This window comes from Actinoallomurus vinaceus (genome assembly GCF_039542055.1).
GTDB lineage: Bacteria > Actinomycetota > Actinomycetes > Streptosporangiales > Streptosporangiaceae > Actinoallomurus > Actinoallomurus vinaceus.
In genome coordinates this window covers 76,339-93,750 of the sequence record NZ_BAABHK010000019.1, presented here as the reverse complement: position 1 = coordinate 93,750, position 17,412 = coordinate 76,339, and the positions used below count along the sequence as shown (strand labels likewise).

General features: G+C 71.5%; 14 protein-coding genes. 6 read left to right on the top strand and 8 right to left on the bottom strand.

Annotated features, from left to right (window positions below):
- Positions 1 to 8: 8 nt before the first annotated feature.
- Positions 9 to 2,810 (bottom strand): preprotein translocase subunit SecA, encoded by a 2,802-nt coding sequence (secA, locus tag ABEA24_RS44455; RefSeq protein ID WP_345440170.1) that lies wholly within the window; start codon positions 2,808 to 2,810, stop codon positions 9 to 11.
- 245 nt (positions 2,811 to 3,055) lie between these two features.
- Between secA and ABEA24_RS44450 the strand changes: the two genes are divergently transcribed.
- Both ABEA24_RS44450 and ABEA24_RS44445 read left to right on the top strand, forming a co-directional pair.
- The gene (locus ABEA24_RS44450) at positions 3,056 to 3,367 is read left to right on the top strand and encodes an HGxxPAAW family protein (protein WP_345440167.1); all 312 of its coding nucleotides are present in this window, start codon (positions 3,056 to 3,058) and stop codon (positions 3,365 to 3,367) included.
- A gap of 136 nt (positions 3,368 to 3,503) precedes the next feature.
- The gene (locus ABEA24_RS44445; RefSeq protein ID WP_345440165.1) at positions 3,504 to 4,751 is read left to right on the top strand and encodes a winged helix-turn-helix domain-containing protein; all 1,248 of its coding nucleotides are present in this window, start codon (positions 3,504 to 3,506) and stop codon (positions 4,749 to 4,751) included.
- A gap of 55 nt (positions 4,752 to 4,806) precedes the next feature.
- Here ABEA24_RS44445 and ABEA24_RS44440 read toward each other — a convergent pair whose 3' ends face one another.
- The 7 genes from ABEA24_RS44440 to mtnA all read right to left on the bottom strand — a co-directional run bounded on the left by ABEA24_RS44440 (position 4,807) and on the right by mtnA (position 13,078).
- Positions 4,807 to 5,508 carry a response regulator gene (locus ABEA24_RS44440; protein ID WP_425551308.1) on the bottom strand — a complete coding sequence of 234 codons (702 nt, stop codon included), beginning with the start codon at positions 5,506 to 5,508 and terminating at the stop codon, positions 4,807 to 4,809.
- Positions 5,509 to 5,686: 178 nt separating this feature from the next.
- Complete coding sequence (hpf, locus tag ABEA24_RS44435; protein WP_345440162.1) at positions 5,687 to 6,364, bottom strand: ribosome hibernation-promoting factor, HPF/YfiA family; 678 nt, start codon at positions 6,362 to 6,364, stop codon at positions 5,687 to 5,689.
- Between the two features lie 718 nt (positions 6,365 to 7,082).
- Positions 7,083 to 7,781: a ComF family protein gene (locus ABEA24_RS44430; protein WP_345440159.1), complete on the bottom strand. Its 699-nt coding sequence runs from the start codon at positions 7,779 to 7,781 to the stop codon at positions 7,083 to 7,085.
- Between the two features lie 173 nt (positions 7,782 to 7,954).
- The gene (locus ABEA24_RS44425; protein ID WP_345440156.1) at positions 7,955 to 9,709 is read right to left on the bottom strand and encodes an LpqB family beta-propeller domain-containing protein; all 1,755 of its coding nucleotides are present in this window, start codon (positions 9,707 to 9,709) and stop codon (positions 7,955 to 7,957) included.
- Positions 9,706 to 11,355 carry an MtrAB system histidine kinase MtrB gene (gene mtrB, locus ABEA24_RS44420; protein ID WP_345440153.1) on the bottom strand — a complete coding sequence of 550 codons (1,650 nt, stop codon included), beginning with the start codon at positions 11,353 to 11,355 and terminating at the stop codon, positions 9,706 to 9,708. The genes ABEA24_RS44425 and mtrB overlap by 4 nt, the downstream gene beginning before the upstream one ends.
- A 29-nt stretch (positions 11,356 to 11,384) precedes the next feature.
- Complete coding sequence (gene mtrA, locus ABEA24_RS44415) at positions 11,385 to 12,062, bottom strand: MtrAB system response regulator MtrA (protein ID WP_345440511.1); 678 nt, start codon at positions 12,060 to 12,062, stop codon at positions 11,385 to 11,387.
- A complete protein-coding gene (mtnA, locus tag ABEA24_RS44410) occupies positions 12,059 to 13,078 on the bottom strand; it encodes an S-methyl-5-thioribose-1-phosphate isomerase (RefSeq protein WP_345440150.1) in 1,020 nt (339 codons plus the stop codon). Before mtnA ends, mtrA begins: the two co-directional genes overlap by 4 nt.
- 203 nt (positions 13,079 to 13,281) lie before the next feature.
- Here mtnA and ABEA24_RS44405 point away from each other — a divergent pair, with 203 nt between their 5' ends.
- Genes ABEA24_RS44405 through ABEA24_RS44390 form a run of 4 tightly spaced genes read left to right on the top strand, consistent with a single transcriptional unit; the run spans position 13,282 to position 17,403 of the window.
- Complete coding sequence (locus ABEA24_RS44405; protein WP_345440147.1) at positions 13,282 to 14,595, top strand: DUF7847 domain-containing protein; 1,314 nt, start codon at positions 13,282 to 13,284, stop codon at positions 14,593 to 14,595.
- Complete coding sequence (locus ABEA24_RS44400; RefSeq protein WP_345440144.1) at positions 14,592 to 15,245, top strand: DUF4129 domain-containing protein; 654 nt, start codon at positions 14,592 to 14,594, stop codon at positions 15,243 to 15,245. Before ABEA24_RS44405 ends, ABEA24_RS44400 begins: the two co-directional genes overlap by 4 nt.
- The gene (locus ABEA24_RS44395; protein WP_345440143.1) at positions 15,242 to 16,429 is read left to right on the top strand and encodes a DUF4350 domain-containing protein; all 1,188 of its coding nucleotides are present in this window, start codon (positions 15,242 to 15,244) and stop codon (positions 16,427 to 16,429) included. The genes ABEA24_RS44400 and ABEA24_RS44395 overlap by 4 nt, the downstream gene beginning before the upstream one ends.
- A complete protein-coding gene (locus ABEA24_RS44390) occupies positions 16,426 to 17,403 on the top strand; it encodes an AAA family ATPase (protein ID WP_345440141.1) in 978 nt (325 codons plus the stop codon). The genes ABEA24_RS44395 and ABEA24_RS44390 overlap by 4 nt, the downstream gene beginning before the upstream one ends.
- Positions 17,404 to 17,412: the final 9 nt, after the last annotated feature.

Here is a 17,412-nt window from a genome sequence, read left to right as displayed (position 1 = left end):
GTCGTTCGTCAGTTGTTCTTCGGGTCGCCGTGGCAGCGCTTGTACTTCTTGCCCGAGCCGCAGGGGCACGGGTCGTTGCGCGACACGTCGGCGTACGCGTCCTCGGCCTCCTCGGTGTGGGTCTCCACACCGCCCTCACCGTCGACGGTCGGCGCCGAGTAGCTGAGCGTCTGCGGGCGGGCGGAGTCCTCCAGGCCCTTGGCGACGATCCCCGGTGCCTCGTCGGTGGTGTCGGCCAGCTGGACCGGCGCCTCGCCGACCCCGGCCACCGCCGGAGCGCGCTCCTCGTCGGAGACCTCGACCTCGAGGTTGAAGAGGTAGCCGACCGACTCCTCCTTGATTCCCTCGAGCATCGCGGTGAACATGTCGTAGCCCTCGCGCTGGTACTCGACCAGCGGGTCGCGCTGCGCCATCGCCCGCAGGCCGATGCCCTCCTGGAGGTAGTCCATCTCGTAGAGGTGCTCGCGCCACTTACGGTCGAGGACGGACAGGATGACGCGGCGCTCCAGCTCGCGGAGCACCTCCTCGCCGAGCTCTTCCTCGCGCTTCTCGTACGCGGCCTGGGCGTCCTCGGTGATCTTCTCGGTGAGCAGCTCGGCGGTCAGCCCGGCCTGCCCGCCGGCCTCCTCGACCAGGTCGTCGGCGGCGATCGAGATCGGGTAGAGCTGCTTGAACGCCTTCCACAGCTTGTCGAGGTCCCACTCCTCCGGGAAGCCCTCGGCGGTGGCCGCGGTTACGTAGCCCGCCACGACCTCGTCGACCATGCGCGTGATCTGCTCGTGCAGGTCGGCGCCCTCGAGGACCCGGCGGCGCTCGGCGTAGATCACCTGGCGCTGGCGGTTGAGGACCTCGTCGTACTTGAGGACGTTCTTGCGGATCTCGAAGTTCTGCTGCTCCACCTGGTGCTGCGCCGACCGGATCGCGTTCGAGACGATCTTGGACTCGATCGGAACGTCGTCCGGGATGTTGAGCCGGGTCATGATCGCCTCGACCCGGGCGGAGTTGAACAGCCGCATCAGGTCGTCCTCGAGCGACAGGTAGAACCGGGACTCGCCCGGGTCGCCCTGCCGGCCGGACCGGCCGCGCAGCTGGTTGTCGATGCGCCGCGACTCGTGCCGCTCGGTCGCGAGGACGTAGAGGCCGCCGTTCTCCTTGACCTCGTCGTGCTCTTCCTTGACCGCCTTCTTGGCCTTGTCGATCGCCTCCGGCCAGGCCTTCTCGTACTCCTCCGGAGTCTCGAGCGGGGACAGGCCGCGGGCGTGCAGCTCCTTGTCGGCGATGTGGTCGGGGTTGCCGCCGAGCATGATGTCGGTGCCTCGACCGGCCATGTTCGTCGCGACCGTGACGGCGCCCTTGCGGCCCGCCTCGGCGACGATCATCGCCTCCCTCTCGTGGTGCTTGGCGTTCAGCACCTCGTGCGGGACGCCGCGCCGCTTGAGCATCCGCGACAGCTTCTCGGACTTCTCGACCGAGGTGGTGCCGACCAGGACCGGCTGGCCGTTCTCGTGCCGCTCCTTGATGTCCTCGACGACGGCCTCGAACTTGGCCTGCTCCGTCTTGTAGACGACGTCGGAGACGTCACGACGGACCATCGGCTTGTTCGTCGGGATCGGGATGACGCCCAGCTTGTAGATCTTGTTGAACTCGGCCGCCTCGGTCTGCGCGGTACCGGTCATGCCGCCGAGCTTGTCGTACAGCCGGAAGAAGTTCTGCAGGGTGATCGTGGCGAGCGTCTGGTTCTCGTCCTTGATCGTGACGCCTTCTTTGGCCTCGATGGCCTGGTGCATGCCCTCGTTGTAGCGACGGCCGTGCAGGACGCGGCCGGTGAACTCGTCGACGATCAGGACCTCGCCCGCGTTGACGATGTAGTCCTTGTCCTTCTTGTACAGCTCCTTGGCCTTCAGCGCGTTGTTCAGGAAGCTGACCAGCGGCGTGTTGACCGAGTCGTACAGGTTGTCGATGCCGAGCCAGTCCTCGACCTTCTCGACACCGGTCTCCAGGATGCCGACCGTGCGCTTCTTCTCGTCGACCTGGTAATCGCCGTCCTCGCCCTCCGGGCCGTCCGTGGCGCGCTTCAGCCGCGGCACGATCTTGGAGAACTCGACGTACCACTTGGAGTTCTGCTCGGCGGGGCCGGAGATGATCAGCGGGGTCCGCGCCTCGTCGATGAGGATCGAGTCGACCTCGTCGACGATCGCGAAGTTGTGCCCGCGCTGGACGCACTCGTCCAGGCTCCACGCCATGTTGTCGCGCAGGTAGTCGAAGCCGAACTCGTTGTTCGTGCCGTACGTGATGTCGGCCTCGTACGCCTTGCGGCGTTCCTCCGGCGTCATGTCGGCCAGGATCACGCCGACCTCGAGGCCGAGGAACTGGTGCACGCGGCCCATCCACTCGGCGTCGCGCTTGGCCAGGTAGTCGTTGACGGTGACGACGTGGACGCCCTTGCCGGACAGCGCGTTGAGGTAGGCGGGCAGCACACAGGTCAGCGTCTTGCCCTCACCGGTGCGCATCTCGGAGATGTTGCCCATGTGCAGCGAGGCGCCGCCCATGACCTGCACGTCGAAGTGGCGCTGACCAAGTGTGCGTTTCGCGGCCTCACGGGCGGTCGCGAACGCCTCGGGAAGAAGATCGTCGAGCGTCTCGCCATCGGCCAGGCGCTCCTTGTACGTCTCGGTGAGCGCGCGCAGCTCCGCATCGCTCATGTCGACGAAGTCTTCCTCGATGGAGTTGACCTGGTCGGCGATCCGCTTGAGCTTGCGCAGAACTTTGCCTTCGCCCGCGCGAAGGATCTTGTCGATGACTACTGGCACTCTCGGAAGCTCCTCGAACCATTCGTGGAATCGCCGGGGGTCATGTCCGACGGTGCATACACGACCCGTACGGTGTCATCGTAGGCGAGTCCAACCGTACAGCGGGACGACCCCGATATCACGGGACTCGGCCACAGCGGCCGCGTGCCCGGGGTTTATCGTTGCGTGGGCGAGGAACCGCACCACAAAGTACAACGTAGAACCGCGTTCAGCGACGGACGCGTATCTCCCGGGGAGGAAAACACATGGCCGGCAGTTCTCACGGAGGCCGCCCGAGCTCGTGGGTGGCGGTCATCGTGATGTGGATCGGGTTCGGCGTCGGCGGTGTCGCGATGGTCGCCGGACCGTCGTGGTGGCTGTTCTGGCTCGGAGTCGGCATCGTCGCGGTCGGCGGCGTGATCGGCCTGATCGTACGCATCTTCGACGACGTGATCATCGACGCCCCGCGCGTCATCCCCGAGGAGACACACCCGGCGGTGCTGCACGCGCGGGCCGTCGAGGCCGCCAAGCACCCCGCGACCGCCACGGACCCGGCCACCACGCACCCGCACGGCTGATCGTCACAAGGGCCTGTCCCCGAGTACCGCGCGACAGGCCCCGGAGGCCGGGCTCCTGCGCGGGTGGCCCGGTCGGCATCCTTGACGCGTCAACCCGCATAAGCGTTTTGTCGGTGTCGGCCCCTACGATCGGGCCATGCCGACCCATGAGCTGACCGCCGATGAGGCGCGCCGGATCCAGCTGCACGCGCAGGGTCTCCTCGGGCGTGTCGCGCCCGCACCGATCTCCGGCCTGCGCGGCGATCCGGACGCCCGCCGCGCGCTCGGCGCGCTCCGGCACCTCGGCGCGGTGCAGCTCGACACGATCTCCGTGCTGGCCCGTTCCCACGAGCTCGTCGCCTACGCCCGGCTCGGCCCGGTCGGCCGTACGAGCGTCGAACGGGCCTACTGGGGCGGATCCGCCGCGTTCGAGTACTGGTCGCACGCCGCCTGCATCCTGCCGATCGAGGACTGGCCGCTGTACGCCTTCCGCCGGCGCAACTACCGCAGCCGGGGCCGGCACTGGCACCGTACGCCGGAGGAGGCCGTCGCCGACGTGCTCGCCCGGCTGCGCGCCGAAGGGCCGCTGACCGTGACCGGCCTGGGCGGGGCCAAGAAGGGCGGCGAGTGGTTCGACCGTACGGACCAGAAGATCGCCGCGGAGTTCCTGCTGGCCACCGGTGAGGTGGTGTGCACCCGGCGGGAGGGCTGGCGGCGCGTGTACGACCTTCCGGAGCGGGCCGTCCCGGCCGAGCTGCGGGAGCGGGACATGGACGACGCCGAGTGCGTGACGACGCTCGTCCGCCGCGCCGCGCGGGCGCTGGGCGTCGCGACCCGGGCGGATCTGGCCGACTACGTCCGCGTCCGTGGTGAGGACGTGGACTCGGTGGTCGAGGCCACCGGGCTGATCCCGGTGACGGTCGCCGGCTGGGCCAACGGCAACGGCACGCCGAAGGGCGCCGCCTGGGCGCACCCGGAGGCGCTGGCCGCCCTGCCGACGCGCGGGCGGCACCGCACGACCCTGCTGTCGCCGTTCGACTCGCTCGTCTGGGACCGCAAGCGCACCCAGCGGGTGTTCGGCTTCGACCATCGGCTCGAGGCCTACGTGCCGCGCGACAAGCGCGTGCACGGCTACTTCACCATGCCGCTCCTCGCCGGCGGGCGGCTCATCGGCCGCGTCGACCCGGCGCGTGAGGGCACCACGCTGGTGGTCCGCAAGGCGTCGCTGGAGCCGGAGGCGGTGAGCACGCCGGCCCGCGCCGCGCGCACCGCCGCGCACCTCGCCGACGCGCTGCGGGAGGCGGCCTCCTGGGTCGGGTGCGACGCCGTACGCGTGGAGCGCCTCGATCCGCCTGAGCTCGCCGCGCTGCTGAGCACCGCCTTGAAGGAGACCGGCCTCAGCTGATCTCGAGGAGCTTCTCGCCCGCCGCGAAGACCACCGTCTTGAAGAAGATCCGGCCTCAGCTGATCTCGAGGAGCTTCTCGCGCACCGCGTAGACGACCGCCTCCATCCGCGAGTGCAGCTGAAGCTTCTCGAGGATGTTGCGGATGTGGTTCTTCACGGTGTTCTCGGAGATGAACAGCTCCTTGGCGATCTCCCGGTTGCCCAGGCCCCGAGCGACGAGACGGAGCACTTCCATCTCGCGCTCGGTGAGCTTGGGCGCGGGGACCTGCTGCTGCCGCTCCTCGCCGCGCTTGGCCAGCGCCGCGAACTCGGTGATGAGCTTCGAGGCCATCGAGGGGCTGATGAACGACTGGCCGTCGTGCACGGCCCGCACCACGTCGGCGACCTCGTCGATCGAGACGTCCTTCAGCAGGTAGCCGGTGGCTCCCGCCTTGATCGCCTCGAAGAGGTCCTCCTCCTCGTCGCTGATCGTCAGCATGACGATCTTGGCGCTCGGCACCTGGTCCTTGATGGCGGTGCACGCCTCGATGCCACCGCGACGCGGCATGCGGATGTCCATGAGCACGATGTCCGGCAGCAGATCGCCCACCTGCTCGATCGCTTCCTGGCCGTCACCGCACTGCCCGACGACCTCGACGCCGTCCTCATCCTCGAGCACCATCTCCAGACCACGGCGGAACAGGGCGTGGTCGTCGACGATCATCACGCGGATGGGATCACCGGCGACCGTGCCGCGAGTCTCGGGGGTCTCGCTCAACTCATCCTCCAAACGGTGCGCCTGCCCATGATCAATCCTGGGCATGTCGCGGGGCTGAGATCAAGCTCGGGGAGTCCTGGGCGCCCCACCGCGGGGCGCTTCCGAGACCAGAGTGGTCGAGGCGATGGCGCGGCGCAAGCGCGAGGTCACTCTTCGACAGGCCAGTCTTCTCGACAGGTCACTCTTCGACGAGCCGGATGATGCCGTAGTCCCAGCCGCGCCGCCGATACACAACGCTGGCGTCGCCGGAATCCTTGTCCCGGAAGAGGAAGAAGTCGTGGCCGACCAGCTCCATCTCGAACAGAGCCTGGTCGATCGTCATGGGCTGGGCCTTGTGGGACTTCTCGCGCACCACCAGGGGGCAGTCGCCCTCCATCGGGATGGGCACGATGCCCTCTTCGGCCAGCGGCCGCTCGGCGACCTCCTCGCGCCAGGAGTCCGCGACCTCGGTGGCGGTCTCCGTCGCCGCGGCGGGAGCCGTGGTGACGGCCGTGTCGACGGCCTCGGGGGCCAGCGCCATCGCGAGGCGGGCGCGTCCGCCACCGTGGCCGCCGTGCGGCTTGCGCCGGTCGCTCAGGCGGCGCAGCCGCGCCTCGAGCTTGCCGATGGCCATGTCGAGCGCCGCGAAACGATCGTCGGCGGCGGCCTCGGCCCGGATCACGGGACCGCGCGAGTGGATCGTGAGCTCGACGCGCTCACGGCGGTCCGACTGCCGGGGATTGCGCTCCTGAGAGACCTCGACGTCGATCCGCATGACCTTCGGATCCAGCTTCTCGACCTTGGAGATCTTGGTGTCCACGTGTCGGCGGAAACGGTCGCTCACATCCGTGTGACGACCCTTGACGATGATTTCCACGGGGGACCCCCCTCCTCCCCGGTCACTGACCTGTCAGCGACGGGAACGCCGGGCTCTGTAGGTGCTTCGGATCCGGTCTTCGGTCGCCGGACCCCTAGGGGACAACACCCGCCCGGCCGACCTGGTCTTCGTCCCCACATCCGCCTGCTGAGGGTTTCGCAGCGCTCTCGCCACTACTCCCCTTCTCCCGGTCCGGAGGACATCTGATCCTCCGGCGAGGCAGGACTTACCTCTAAGCCGCACCGTGATCGGTCGACAAAAAGTCGCCTTACGTGGGCCGTTTCGCCTGCGGCTGGCATCGGCTTGCCGGGCCGGTAGGGGCTCGGCGCAACCACGGACCCGGGCGGGTGTCATGTGAGGAACGCTAACCCCTCTCAGGGCGAATGTCAGGGGGGTGTGACGTAGAAAACCACGGATAGTCATGGACGGGCGCCGTTTCGGTCCCCTGACGCGGCATTCGGGAACCTAGACGGGACCGGGCGTCCATCAGGCGAGAGGTGATCGTCGACGGGCCGCGGGACGGCCCTGGACGGGCGGATTTCGCGTTTCGCGTAAGACGTGCCGCAGTTCGCCCAGGGCGCACCACCGTTCGCGTCAGATGTGCCACCGAACGTGATCATCCGGACCGGCTCGGGCAGCCGGGGCGCGCGACGACCGGCTCTGCCGGCCCTTATCGGTCTGAGCGGACGCCCGAGAAGGTCGGCCGGAAATCTGCTACTCAAAGTGACCGGGATCCCCCGGCCCCGGATCCCTCACCGTACCGGCGCGTCGCGGCCACGACCGCCGCCGCGCGCACCCGCGCGCCACCCGCTCGCAGGGCGCGGGCCGCCTCCGCGAGCGTCGCACCCGTGGTGATCACGTCGTCCACCACGATCACCGTGGCGCCCCGCAGGTCGTGCTGCGCCGTGAGGGCGCCCGCGAGGTTGGCGGCGCGCTCCGCCGCCGTCAGCCCGGCCTGGTCGGCGACCCGGCGCCGGTGCGCCAGCACCCGGGCGACGGACACGGCCGTGCCCGCCCGGGCCGCCTCGCGGGCGGCCGCACGAGCGAGACGGAGGGTCGGATCGTGCCCCCGGCGGCGTACGGAGGCGCGGGAGGACGGCACCGGCACGAGAAGGACGGGGCCCTCGGCGTCGCGGGCGGCCGCCAGGACAGCCGCCGCGAGACCGGCCCCGAGCGGCCGGGCCAGGCCGGTGCGCCCACGCTCCTTGTGCGCCACGATCATCCGCCGCACCGCGCCGGTGTACGCCGCGACGGCCCAGGGACGTGGCAGACCGGGCGGCACGGGCCGTGGCGGCGACACACCGGCCGGGCCGTCGAGCAGGGCGGCGCAGGCGGCGCACAGCAGCCCGTCGGCGCCGTCGCAGCCGGCGCACCGCTGGGGCAGCACGAGATCGAGGGCGGCGCCGAGGAGTCCCACGGATCGAGCCTGCCGGTGCGCGCCCGGCGACCGCCAGCCCTCTCAGCGCGCCTGTGGACGACGCAGGCGCCCGCCGGCGGGTAAGAGTTCGGAGGCCCGGCGTGCGCGGCAACAGCCCGGCGTAGGCGGCCTCAACCCCCGTAAGCGGCCAACGGGACCCGGTGTGGGTGGTCTCAGCCGGCGTAGGCGGGGTCGGAGGTGCCGTTGAAGCACTTCCACTCGTCGAACCGGTCGCTGAGCCGGCAGACGTTGAGGGTCTTGGCGTTGGGCGACGCCGAGCCCGTGACGCGCTGGGTGACCAGCAGCGGAGAGCCGGGAGAGGCCGCGACCGTGGTCATCTCCCCACCCGGGCCGATCATCGGCGAGATGGGGGCGCCGCTCACCGGCACGTCGAACAGCGACGGGGACGGGTTCGCGTTCGTCATGCCGACGACGGCGAGATGGTCGGTGGCGCTCCAGGCGAGGTCGATGGCGCTCTGCAGCTCCGAGCTGATCGCGATGAACCCCTCCGCCTGCAGGCCGCCGGACGGGGCCCGGTCGACCCGGCCGAGCTGGACCTGCCAGCGGCCGTCGACCTTGACGATCACGGCGGCGCGGGTGCCGTCGCGGGAGATGCGCAGGGCTCGCACCGGGTACGGCGTGAGCGCCCAGCCGTCCACCGGAGCGGGCCGGGTGCCTCCCTCGATCACCCAGAGACGGGAACCGGTCGCGGTGGACTCGGCCACCCAGACGTTGCCCCGGGAGTCCCAGGACGGGGTGGTGAAGGTGCTGCCCTTGGCGGTGGCCCGCAGCGTCGTCCGGGTGGCGCCCCCGAGCAGGTCGGTGACGGTCACCGTGTCCGCCGCGGCGTTCAGGGCGGCGACCTGCCGGTGGTCGTAGGAGATCGCGGGGTGGGCGACCTGGACCTTGGTCAGGATGACCTGCGCCCCGTTGTCGTCCAGGTGGGCGAGCCGCCCGTCGGTGCGGCGGACGTAGGCCGGCTGGGGTTCGCCGCTGCCGTCCGGGTCGAAGGCATCCCAGTCCCGCGTCGACTGCAGCGTCCCGCTCACACCGGGGACGTCGACCGCCTTGCCGTCGATCTTCAGCTGCATCTGCTGGACCTCACGGAGCTGCCGCAGCGTCCACATCAGCTGGATCGACATGTTCCGCAGGTCGCCGGCGCGGGCCTGCCGGCTCAGGTCGACGGTGGCCACGCCGCCGTTGACGCCCAGGCCGCGCAGCTTGGTGCCGGCGGGGAACGCCGAGCGTACGGAGGCGTTCTTGAGCCATGTCGTCGGACCGGCGATCAGCTGCTTCACGAGCTGCGTCGCCAGCCATGACCGGCTGACGAGCGGGATGGACACCGGGTTGGGCACGAGCACCTGTGCGTCGGGCGCGAAGAAGTACAGGTCGAGGGTGCGGAAGGCGCGGGTCACGTCGTCGCGGCTGAGCAGCAGCTCGGGCGGGAGCGGCTCGGTGATGCGCCACTGCCGCTGGGCGTCCTGGCGCAGGTGGAACACCTGCTTGAAAGCCCGCCTGTCCGCGATGTACTGCCCATCGGCGCCGATCTTGCCGAGCTGGGTGCCCTGGAGCGTGACCGTCGCCTGCCCCGGACCGTTGTCCTCGGAGATCGGGTCCTCGAGCTGGTCGTACACGATCGACGCGGCGCCCGGCTTCCAGCAGGACGCGCAGGCGAGGTACGAACGGGCGACCTGGTGCTCGCCGTTCGGCCCGTCGAAGCTGGACGAGGCCGTACGGAAGCCCTGGACGATCATGCTGGGAACCCAGTCGTGTTCGGGTCCGACCGGGATGATCCGGACGTACGGGTCGTCGATCGGCTGCTCCGTGCCGCCGGCGTTGCCGCTCAGCACCCGGCCACCCTGCGGGACGCCGACGCAGCCGCCCGCCAGGAGCGCCACGAGAACGACCGTGAAGACCCGGAACCTCACGCGTCCGCCTCCAGTTCCAACTCGGCGTACGGCGCACGCTGCAGCTCGATCTCCGGCGGGACGAGCGGGAGCGGCGACCCGCGCAGCTCCGCCCCGGCCACCCGGGGCAGCGACAGCCGGAACTGCGACCCCCGGCCCGGCTCGCCCCACGCTTGCAGCCAGCCGCCGTGCAGCTGGGCGTCCTCCATCGAGATCGACAGCCCGAGGCCGGTGCCGCCCGTGGTACGGGCGCGCGCCGGGTCGGCGCGCCAGAACCGGTCGAACACCATGTTCGTCTCGCCGGGCCGTAGACCGCAGCCGTGGTCGCGGACGGCGATGGCCACGGCGTCGCGGTCGGCGCCGACACTGACGATGATGTCCTTGCCCTCGCCGTGCTCGATCGCGTTGACCAGGAGGTTGCGCAGGATGCGTTCGACGCGGCGGCGGTCGACCTCCGCCATGGTCGCCTCGCCGGGCAGCTGCTGAATGATCTTGCTGCCCTTGCGCTCGGCCAGGTCCTCGGTGTAGCCGACCGCCCGGAGCACGAGCTCGCGGACGTCCATCGGCTCGATGTCGAGCGTGGCGGCCCCGGCGTCGTACCGGCTGATCTCCAGCAGGTCGGCCAGCAGCCCCTCGAAGCGTTCCAACTGGCTCTGCAGCAGCTCGGCGGAGCGGGCGGCCATCGGGTCGAAGTCCTCGCGCGACTCGTACAGCACCTCGGCGGCCATCCGGACCGTGGTCAGCGGGGTGCGGAGCTCGTGGGAGACGTCGGAGACGAACTGGCGCTGGACCTGCGACAGCTCCTGCAGCTGGACGATCTTCTCCTGCAGGTTGGCCGCCATGTCGTTGAAGGAGGTGGCGAGCCGGGCCAGGTCGTCCTCGCCGCGGACCTTCATCCGCTCCTCGAGCCGGCCCGCGGCCAGGCGCTCGGCCGCCTGGGCCGCCATGCGCACCGGGACGACCACCTGGCGCGTGACGATCGAGGCGATCGCCGCGAGCAGCAGCACGAGCGCCGCGCCGACGCCGAGGATGGTCTGCTGGACGACCTCCAGGCTCTGCCGCTCCTGCGTCAGCGGGAACAGGTAGTACAGCTGGTAGCGGCTCAGCTTGGTGCCGACGATCAGGCCGGGCTTCGAGGACCCGTCGTCATAGGTGAGCGTGCCGTACGTCCGGTAGGGCTTGCTCGCGTCCGACTGCTCGACCTGGCGCATCAGCACCGCCGGGACGCTCTTGAGCCGGATCCAGTTGGAGCTGAAGCCGACGCTGCCGGGGTCGTCGCGGTCGAGGATGATCACTTCGTAGAGGCCGGACGGGCCGCTCCGGTGGGCGAGCGTGGTGACGATCGCGTTGAGCCGGCTCTTGGTGGTCTCGGAGTTGTCCGAGCCGCCGACGGCCAGCTGCCGCTGCGCGACGCCGACGCCCTCGTCGAGCTGGAGCAGCGCCGCGCGCTCCTTGGCCTCCAGCAGCGCGGTGGTGATCTGCTGCATGAGGAACACACCGAGCACCGCCACCACCAGGGCGGACACGACGAGCGTCGTCGTCACGACCCGGGCCTGCAGCGACCGGCGCCAGCTGACGTACGCCTTGCGCAGCGCCGCACGGACGGACCGGCGGACCACTCGCAGGCCGCGGCGGGCCGCCGACGTCGGCGTGATCCACGCTTTCATGGACTACTCGCGGGGGGATCGAAAAGCCGCTATGCCGGACCCGCCTTGTATCCGACCCCGCGCACGGTCACGACGATCTCCGGATGCTCGGGGTCCTTCTCGATCTTGGCGCGAAGCCGCTGGACGTGGACGTTGACCAGCCGCGTGTCGGCGGCGTGGCGGTAACCCCACACCTGTTCGAGCAGCACCTCTCGGGTGAACACCTGGCGCGGCTTACGGGCCAGCGCGACCAGCAGGTCGAACTCCAGCGGCGTCAGCGGGATGTGCCGGTCGCCCCGCTTCACCGAGTGGCCCGCCACGTCGATCGAGATGTCACCGATCTGGAGCAGCTCCGGCGTCGGGTCGTCGGTACGCCGCAGCCGGGCGCGCACCCGCGCCACCAGCTCCTTCGGCTTGAACGGCTTGACGATGTAGTCGTCGGCACCGGATTCGAGGCCGAGGACGACGTCGACCGTGTCGCTCTTGGCGGTCAGCATCACGATCGGCACGCCGGACTCGGCGCGGATCTGACGGCACACGTCGATCCCGTCGATGCCGGGGAGCATCAGGTCCAGCAGCACGAGGTCGGGCCGGGTCTCCCGGAATGCCTCGAGCGCCTTGTCACCGTCGTGCACGAACGACGGCTCGAAGCCCTCGCCGCGGAGCACGATGCCGAGCATCTCGGCCAGAGCCAGGTCGTCGTCGACGACCAGCACGCGTCCCTTCAGGACCCCTCATCGTCGCGTTTGGGGAGGCGGTCGCCCAGGGCTGCCAGGCTACCTTCGTTTACCTGCGCGATGACCCCGCGCTCGGTGACGATGGCGGTCACCAGCTCACCCGGAGTCACATCGAACGCCGGATTGTAGACAGGACTCCCGAGCGGCGCCGCAGGTTGTCCGGCGATCGTAGTGACTTCCGCCGGATCGCGCTGTTCGATCGGAATGTCATTTCCGGACCGCGCGTCGAGATCAACGGTACTCGTCGGCGCGACGACCACGAACGGCACGCCGTGGTGATGCGCGAGCACCGCCAGGGAGTACGTCCCTACCTTGTTGGCCACGCTCCCGTCCCGCGCGATGCGGTCGGCCCCCACCACGACCAGGTCGACCTCGCCTGCGGCGAAGAGCGAGGCCGCCGCGCCGTCCGGCAGCACGGTGTACGGCAGGCCGTGGCGTGCGGCCTCGTAGGCCGTGAGCCGTGCCCCCTGCAGCAGGGGGCGGGTCTCGTCGACCCACAGCATCGTGAGCCGGCCCGCGCGGTGCGCCGCGACCACGACCGCCAGAGCCGTGCCGTCGCCGCCCGCGGCGAGGGCCCCAGCATTGCAGTGCGTCAGGATCCGGCCGCCCTCCGGCACGAGCGGAAGGCCATATTCGGCCATCCGGACGGAGGCCGCCGCCTCCTCGGCCGCGATGGCGTGCGCCTCCGCCAGCGCCGAGCGCCCCTCCTCGTAGGCCTGGAGTACGCGCTCGGCGCCCCGAGCCAGGTTCACCGCGGTGGGCCGGGCGCCGGCGAGGGCCCGCGCGGCCGCCGGGACGTCCTGGCCGAGCGCGGCGGCCAGCGCGACGCCGTACCCCCCGGCGATGCCGAGCAGGGGCGCACCCCGTACGGCGAGGGTCTTGATCGCCGCGATCACGGACGGGACGTCGCGGCAGACCAGGATGATCTCTTCCCGCGGAAGCCGGGTCTGGTCGAGCAACGCCAGCGCGGGCCCCTCCGGGGAATCGCTCCAGCGCACCACGTCCACGGCCTCAGTCTGCCCCATATATCGGGGCTCGGGGCCATGATTGCCGGGCCTGGCCACCGGCGGACATCGGGTCACACGGCCGACGCCCCCGGCGGCCTTTCGCGCCCTCAGCGCCTACCTTCTTGTGAGCCGAACGTGATCGATCACCCGGACTCTCTTCGCATGGCAGGATTGACCGGGTAATCGGCGGGTGGGGAGCTGGCATGGCGGATTCAGGGGCCTGGGCGACACCCGGCTCCGCTCTGCCCGAAGGCACCCGGGCCGAGGCCCCGCCTCCGGAGCCCGCCGTCGCCGCCGACGACACGCTCGAGACGGAGATCCCGCTGCGCCCGCTCGGCGTCTCGGAGCTCCTCGACGGAGCGATCACCTACGTTCGCCGCAACCCGCGGGCCACGCTCGGCCTGTCGGCGATCCTCACGGCGATCGTCCAGGTGATCGTCACGGCCGTGCAGTACATCACGCTCGGCGGGCGGATCCGGGCCGACGTCCGGACACCGATGGAGCTCACCCGCACCCTCGGGCTCGCCTCGGTCACCTCCCTCGTCGGGCTGTTCCTCACCGCGTACGTCGTGCTCCTGCTCAGCGGGCTCCTCGCGCCGGTCATGGCACGTACCCTGCTGGGCCGCGCCACCTCGTTCGGCCAGGCCTGGCAGGCCACGCGGTCACACCGGGCCCGCCTCACCGGCACCGCGGCGGCCGTCCTGGCGATGGTGCTGCTCGCCGTGGCGCTGCCCCTCGCCCCGCTCGTCGCGGCGATCGCCGTCAACGCCCCCGCGGCCGTCCAGGCCCTCACGGCGATCTTCGGGGTTCCGCTGGCGCTGGTGCTGATGGTGACCGGCTATGTCTGGTTCGCCCTGGCCACCCCCGCCGCCGTCCTTGAGCGCCGGGGCGCCCGCGCCGCCCTCCGCCGGTCGACCGAGCTCGTACGCGGCCGCTGGTGGCGGATGATGGGCTCGCTCACCCTGGCGCTCGTCATCACGCTGTTCGTCGAGTTCCTCGTGCTCCCGGTGCCGTTCGCGGTCGCCCAGGAGATCATGCTGGCCTTCGACAAGGAGCCGCACGGCTGGATGCTCGTGGCCGTCATCGCCGTCGGCGCGGTGGGCCGCGTCATCGCCGGCACGCTCGTCAACCCGTTCAACGCGGGAGTGATCGCCCTCATGTACGCCGACCGGCGCATGCGGCGGGAGGCCTTCGACCTGGAACTGCAGATGGAGCCGCCGGCCGACCCGCTCGCCGCCTGGCTGCCCGGTCCGCTCACCGCGGCCGGGTCGGGTCCCCAGCCGAAGATGCCGCGCCAGGTCCTCGTGACGCCTCCGCCCCCGCCGGGCCCGCCCTTCGGCGCCTCGCCGCCTCGACCCGGCCAAGGCTTCGGGACACCCCCGCCTCCGCCCGGCCAGAACCACGGGACGCCTCCGCCCGGCCAGGCCTTCGGGACGCCGCATCCGCCGCCCGCGCCCCAGATGCCGCCCGGGCCGCCCGGGCCGTCGGCGCCGCCTCCTCCGGGGTGGCGCCGATGAGCCCGCTGCTCTCGTACGGAGGCGGTCCGCCGATCGCCCGTGACCCGGCGCGCGAGCTGGCCCGCCGCGAGCTCCAAAAGCCGGTCTACCACCAGGACGAGCCCTCGTTCGTCGAGCGCATCTTCAACAAGATCAGCGACTGGCTCAACGAGCTGTACCACAGCCTGACCGGCGTCGGTGGCGGCGGAGGCGGCGGCTGGCTCGGCATCGTCGTCCTGGTCATCCTGCTCGTCGTGGTCGTCGCCGCCGTCTGGTGGCGGATCGGGAGCGTGCGCCGCAACGCCGCCGGGCCGAAGCCCCTGCTCGGTCCCGGCACCGCCACCGCCGAGGACCACCGGGCCACCGCCGAGCGCCACGCCGCCGCCGGCGAGTGGCCGGAGGCCATTCGCGAGCGTCTCCGCGCGATCGCCCGCGACCTCGAAGAACGCGCGATCGTCCCGCCCCGCCCCGGCCGTACCGCCGACGAGCTGGCGGCCGAGGCCGGCGCGGCGCTGCCCGATCACGCCGACGCCCTCGCCGCGGGCGTGCGGCTGTTCGACGACGTCTGGTACGGCGGGCGGGAGGGCGACGCGGACGGCTACCGGCGGCTCGTCGAGCTCGACTCCCGGCTGCGCGACGCGCGCCCGGTGCCGCTCGGAGGCGTTTCATGACGGCCCTGCAGGCTCCGCCGACCGCCGAGCCGGCCACCGCCGGGCAGGTGGCGCGGCACCGCTGGCGGCGGTCCCGGGGCATCCTCGTCGCGGTGCTCCTCCTGGTCGTCCTGGGCGTGCTCATCGCCCTCATGCGCCCGCGGACCGGCTCGGAGTTCCTCGACCCGGAGTCGCCCGGGCAGCAGGGCGCCCAGGCCCTCACGGAGATCACCCGGCGGCACGGCACGCCCGTCACGGTCGTGCGCAACGCGTCCGCCGCCGCCGAGCGCCTGCGCGCCCAGCCGGACGCCGTCCTCGTCGTGGTCCGCTCCGACCGCCTGGTCGCCGCCGACCTCGCCACTCTGCGCGACGCGCCCGGCGACCGGCTCCTCGTCGCCCCGACCAGCGAGACGCTCAAGGCCCTGGCCCCGGGCGTCGAGGCGGAGAGCACGGCCTGGGGCACGCCCGAGCCCGGCTGCACCCTGCCGGCCGCGGCCTACGCGGGCAGCGTCGACTTCCTCGGGGCGACCACCTACACCGCGCCCGATCAGGCCACGAAGTGCTACCCCGCCGACCAGGGGGCGGGCCTCGTGCAGCTACCCGTGAACGGCGCGACGGTCACCGTGCTCGGCGCGACCCGCCCGCTCACGAACGAGCACCTCGCCGAGAACGGCAACGCCGCACTCGCCATGAACCTGATCGAGACCCGGTCGAGCGCCGTCTGGCTGATCCCGGACCTGCCGGCGCCGGGCAGCGGCGGGCGGAAGTCGTTCGGCGAGCTGGTCCCGTTCGGGGTCAAGCTCGCCGTGCTGCAGATCGTCATCGCCGTGGTGCTGGTCGCGCTGTGGCGGGCCCGGCGCCTCGGCCCGATCGTGGTCGAGCCGCTCCCGGTCATCGTGCGCTCCGCCGAGGCCGTCGAGGGCCGCGCGCGGCTGTACCGCTCGCGACGGGCCGCCGACCGGGCCGCGGAGGCGCTGCGCACCGGCGCCCTCGAACGCCTCACGGGCCTGCTCGGCATGCCGCGCAGCGCGGCATCCGATCCCGGCATGGCCGCCGAGATCGTCGCGGCGGTCGCGGCGCACACCGGGCGGGAGCAGGCGGAGGTCGGCGCCGCCCTGTACGGTCCTCCCCCAGTGGACGACGCCGGGCTCGTGATGCTCGCCGGCGTCCTCGACGACCTGGAAAGGCTGGTTCGCAACTCTTGACGGAAATTCCACACGACATCGGGGGCGAGGACGCCCGTACGGCGCTGACCGCACTGCGCGGCGAGGTCGCCAAGGCGGTCGTCGGCCAGGACTCCGTCGTGACCGGCCTGGTCATCGCCCTGCTGTGCCGGGGGCACGTCCTGCTCGAGGGCGTCCCCGGCGTCGCCAAGACCCTGCTGATCCGGACCCTCGCCCAGGCGCTGAAACTGGATTTCAAGCGCGTGCAGTTCACGCCCGACCTGATGCCGGGCGACGTCACGGGTTCGCTCGTCTATGACAACCGCACGTCGGAGTTCGAGTTCCGGGAGGGCCCGGTCTTCACGAACCTCCTGCTCGCCGACGAGATCAACCGGACCCCGCCCAAGACCCAGGCGTCGCTGCTCGAGTCGATGGAAGAGCGGCAGGTGTCGGTCGAGGGCGAGCCCCGCCCGCTGCCCGACCCCTTCGTCGTCTGCGCCACGCAGAACCCCGTCGAGTACGAGGGCACCTACCCGCTGCCAGAGGCCCAGCTCGACCGGTTCCTGGTGAAGCTGAACGTCCCGGTGCCCTCCCGCGACGACGAGATCGCGGTGCTGCAGCGCCACGCGTCCGGCTTCGACCCGCGCGACCTCGGCGCGGCCGGCGTCACCCCGGTCGCCGGCCCGGCCGACCTGGCCGCCGGACGCGACGCCGTACGCCGGGTCCACGTCGACCCGAAGGTCAGCGGCTACATCGTCGACCTGTGCCGGGCCACCCGGCAGTCGCCGTCCCTGCAGCTGGGCGTGTCGCCGCGTGGCGCCACGGCACTGCTGGCGACGTCCCGCGCGTGGGCGTGGCTGTCCGGCCGCGACTACGTACGGCCCGACGACGTGAAGGCGCTCGCCCGGCCCACCCTCCGGCACCGCGTGCAGCTGCGGCCCGAGGCGGAGCTGGAGGGCGCGACGACGGACGGGGTGCTCGAGGGCATCCTCACCACCGTCCCCGCCCCTCGATGAGCGCGTGAG

What these genes read in the sequence shown, in the direction of transcription:
- ABEA24_RS44405 (WP_345440147.1), top strand. Translation starts at nt 13,282, where the DNA reads ATGGCGGATTCAGGGGCCTGGGCGACACCCGGCTCCGCTCTGCCCGAA.
- ABEA24_RS44400 (WP_345440144.1), top strand. Translation starts at nt 14,592, where the DNA reads ATGAGCCCGCTGCTCTCGTACGGAGGCGGTCCGCCGATCGCCCGTGAC.
- ABEA24_RS44395 (WP_345440143.1), top strand. Translation starts at nt 15,242, where the DNA reads ATGACGGCCCTGCAGGCTCCGCCGACCGCCGAGCCGGCCACCGCCGGG.
- ABEA24_RS44450 (WP_345440167.1), top strand. Translation starts at nt 3,056, where the DNA reads ATGGCCGGCAGTTCTCACGGAGGCCGCCCGAGCTCGTGGGTGGCGGTC.
- mtrB (WP_345440153.1), bottom strand. Translation starts at nt 11,355, where the DNA reads ATGAAAGCGTGGATCACGCCGACGTCGGCGGCCCGCCGCGGCCTGCGA.
- ABEA24_RS44445 (WP_345440165.1), top strand. Translation starts at nt 3,504, where the DNA reads ATGCCGACCCATGAGCTGACCGCCGATGAGGCGCGCCGGATCCAGCTG.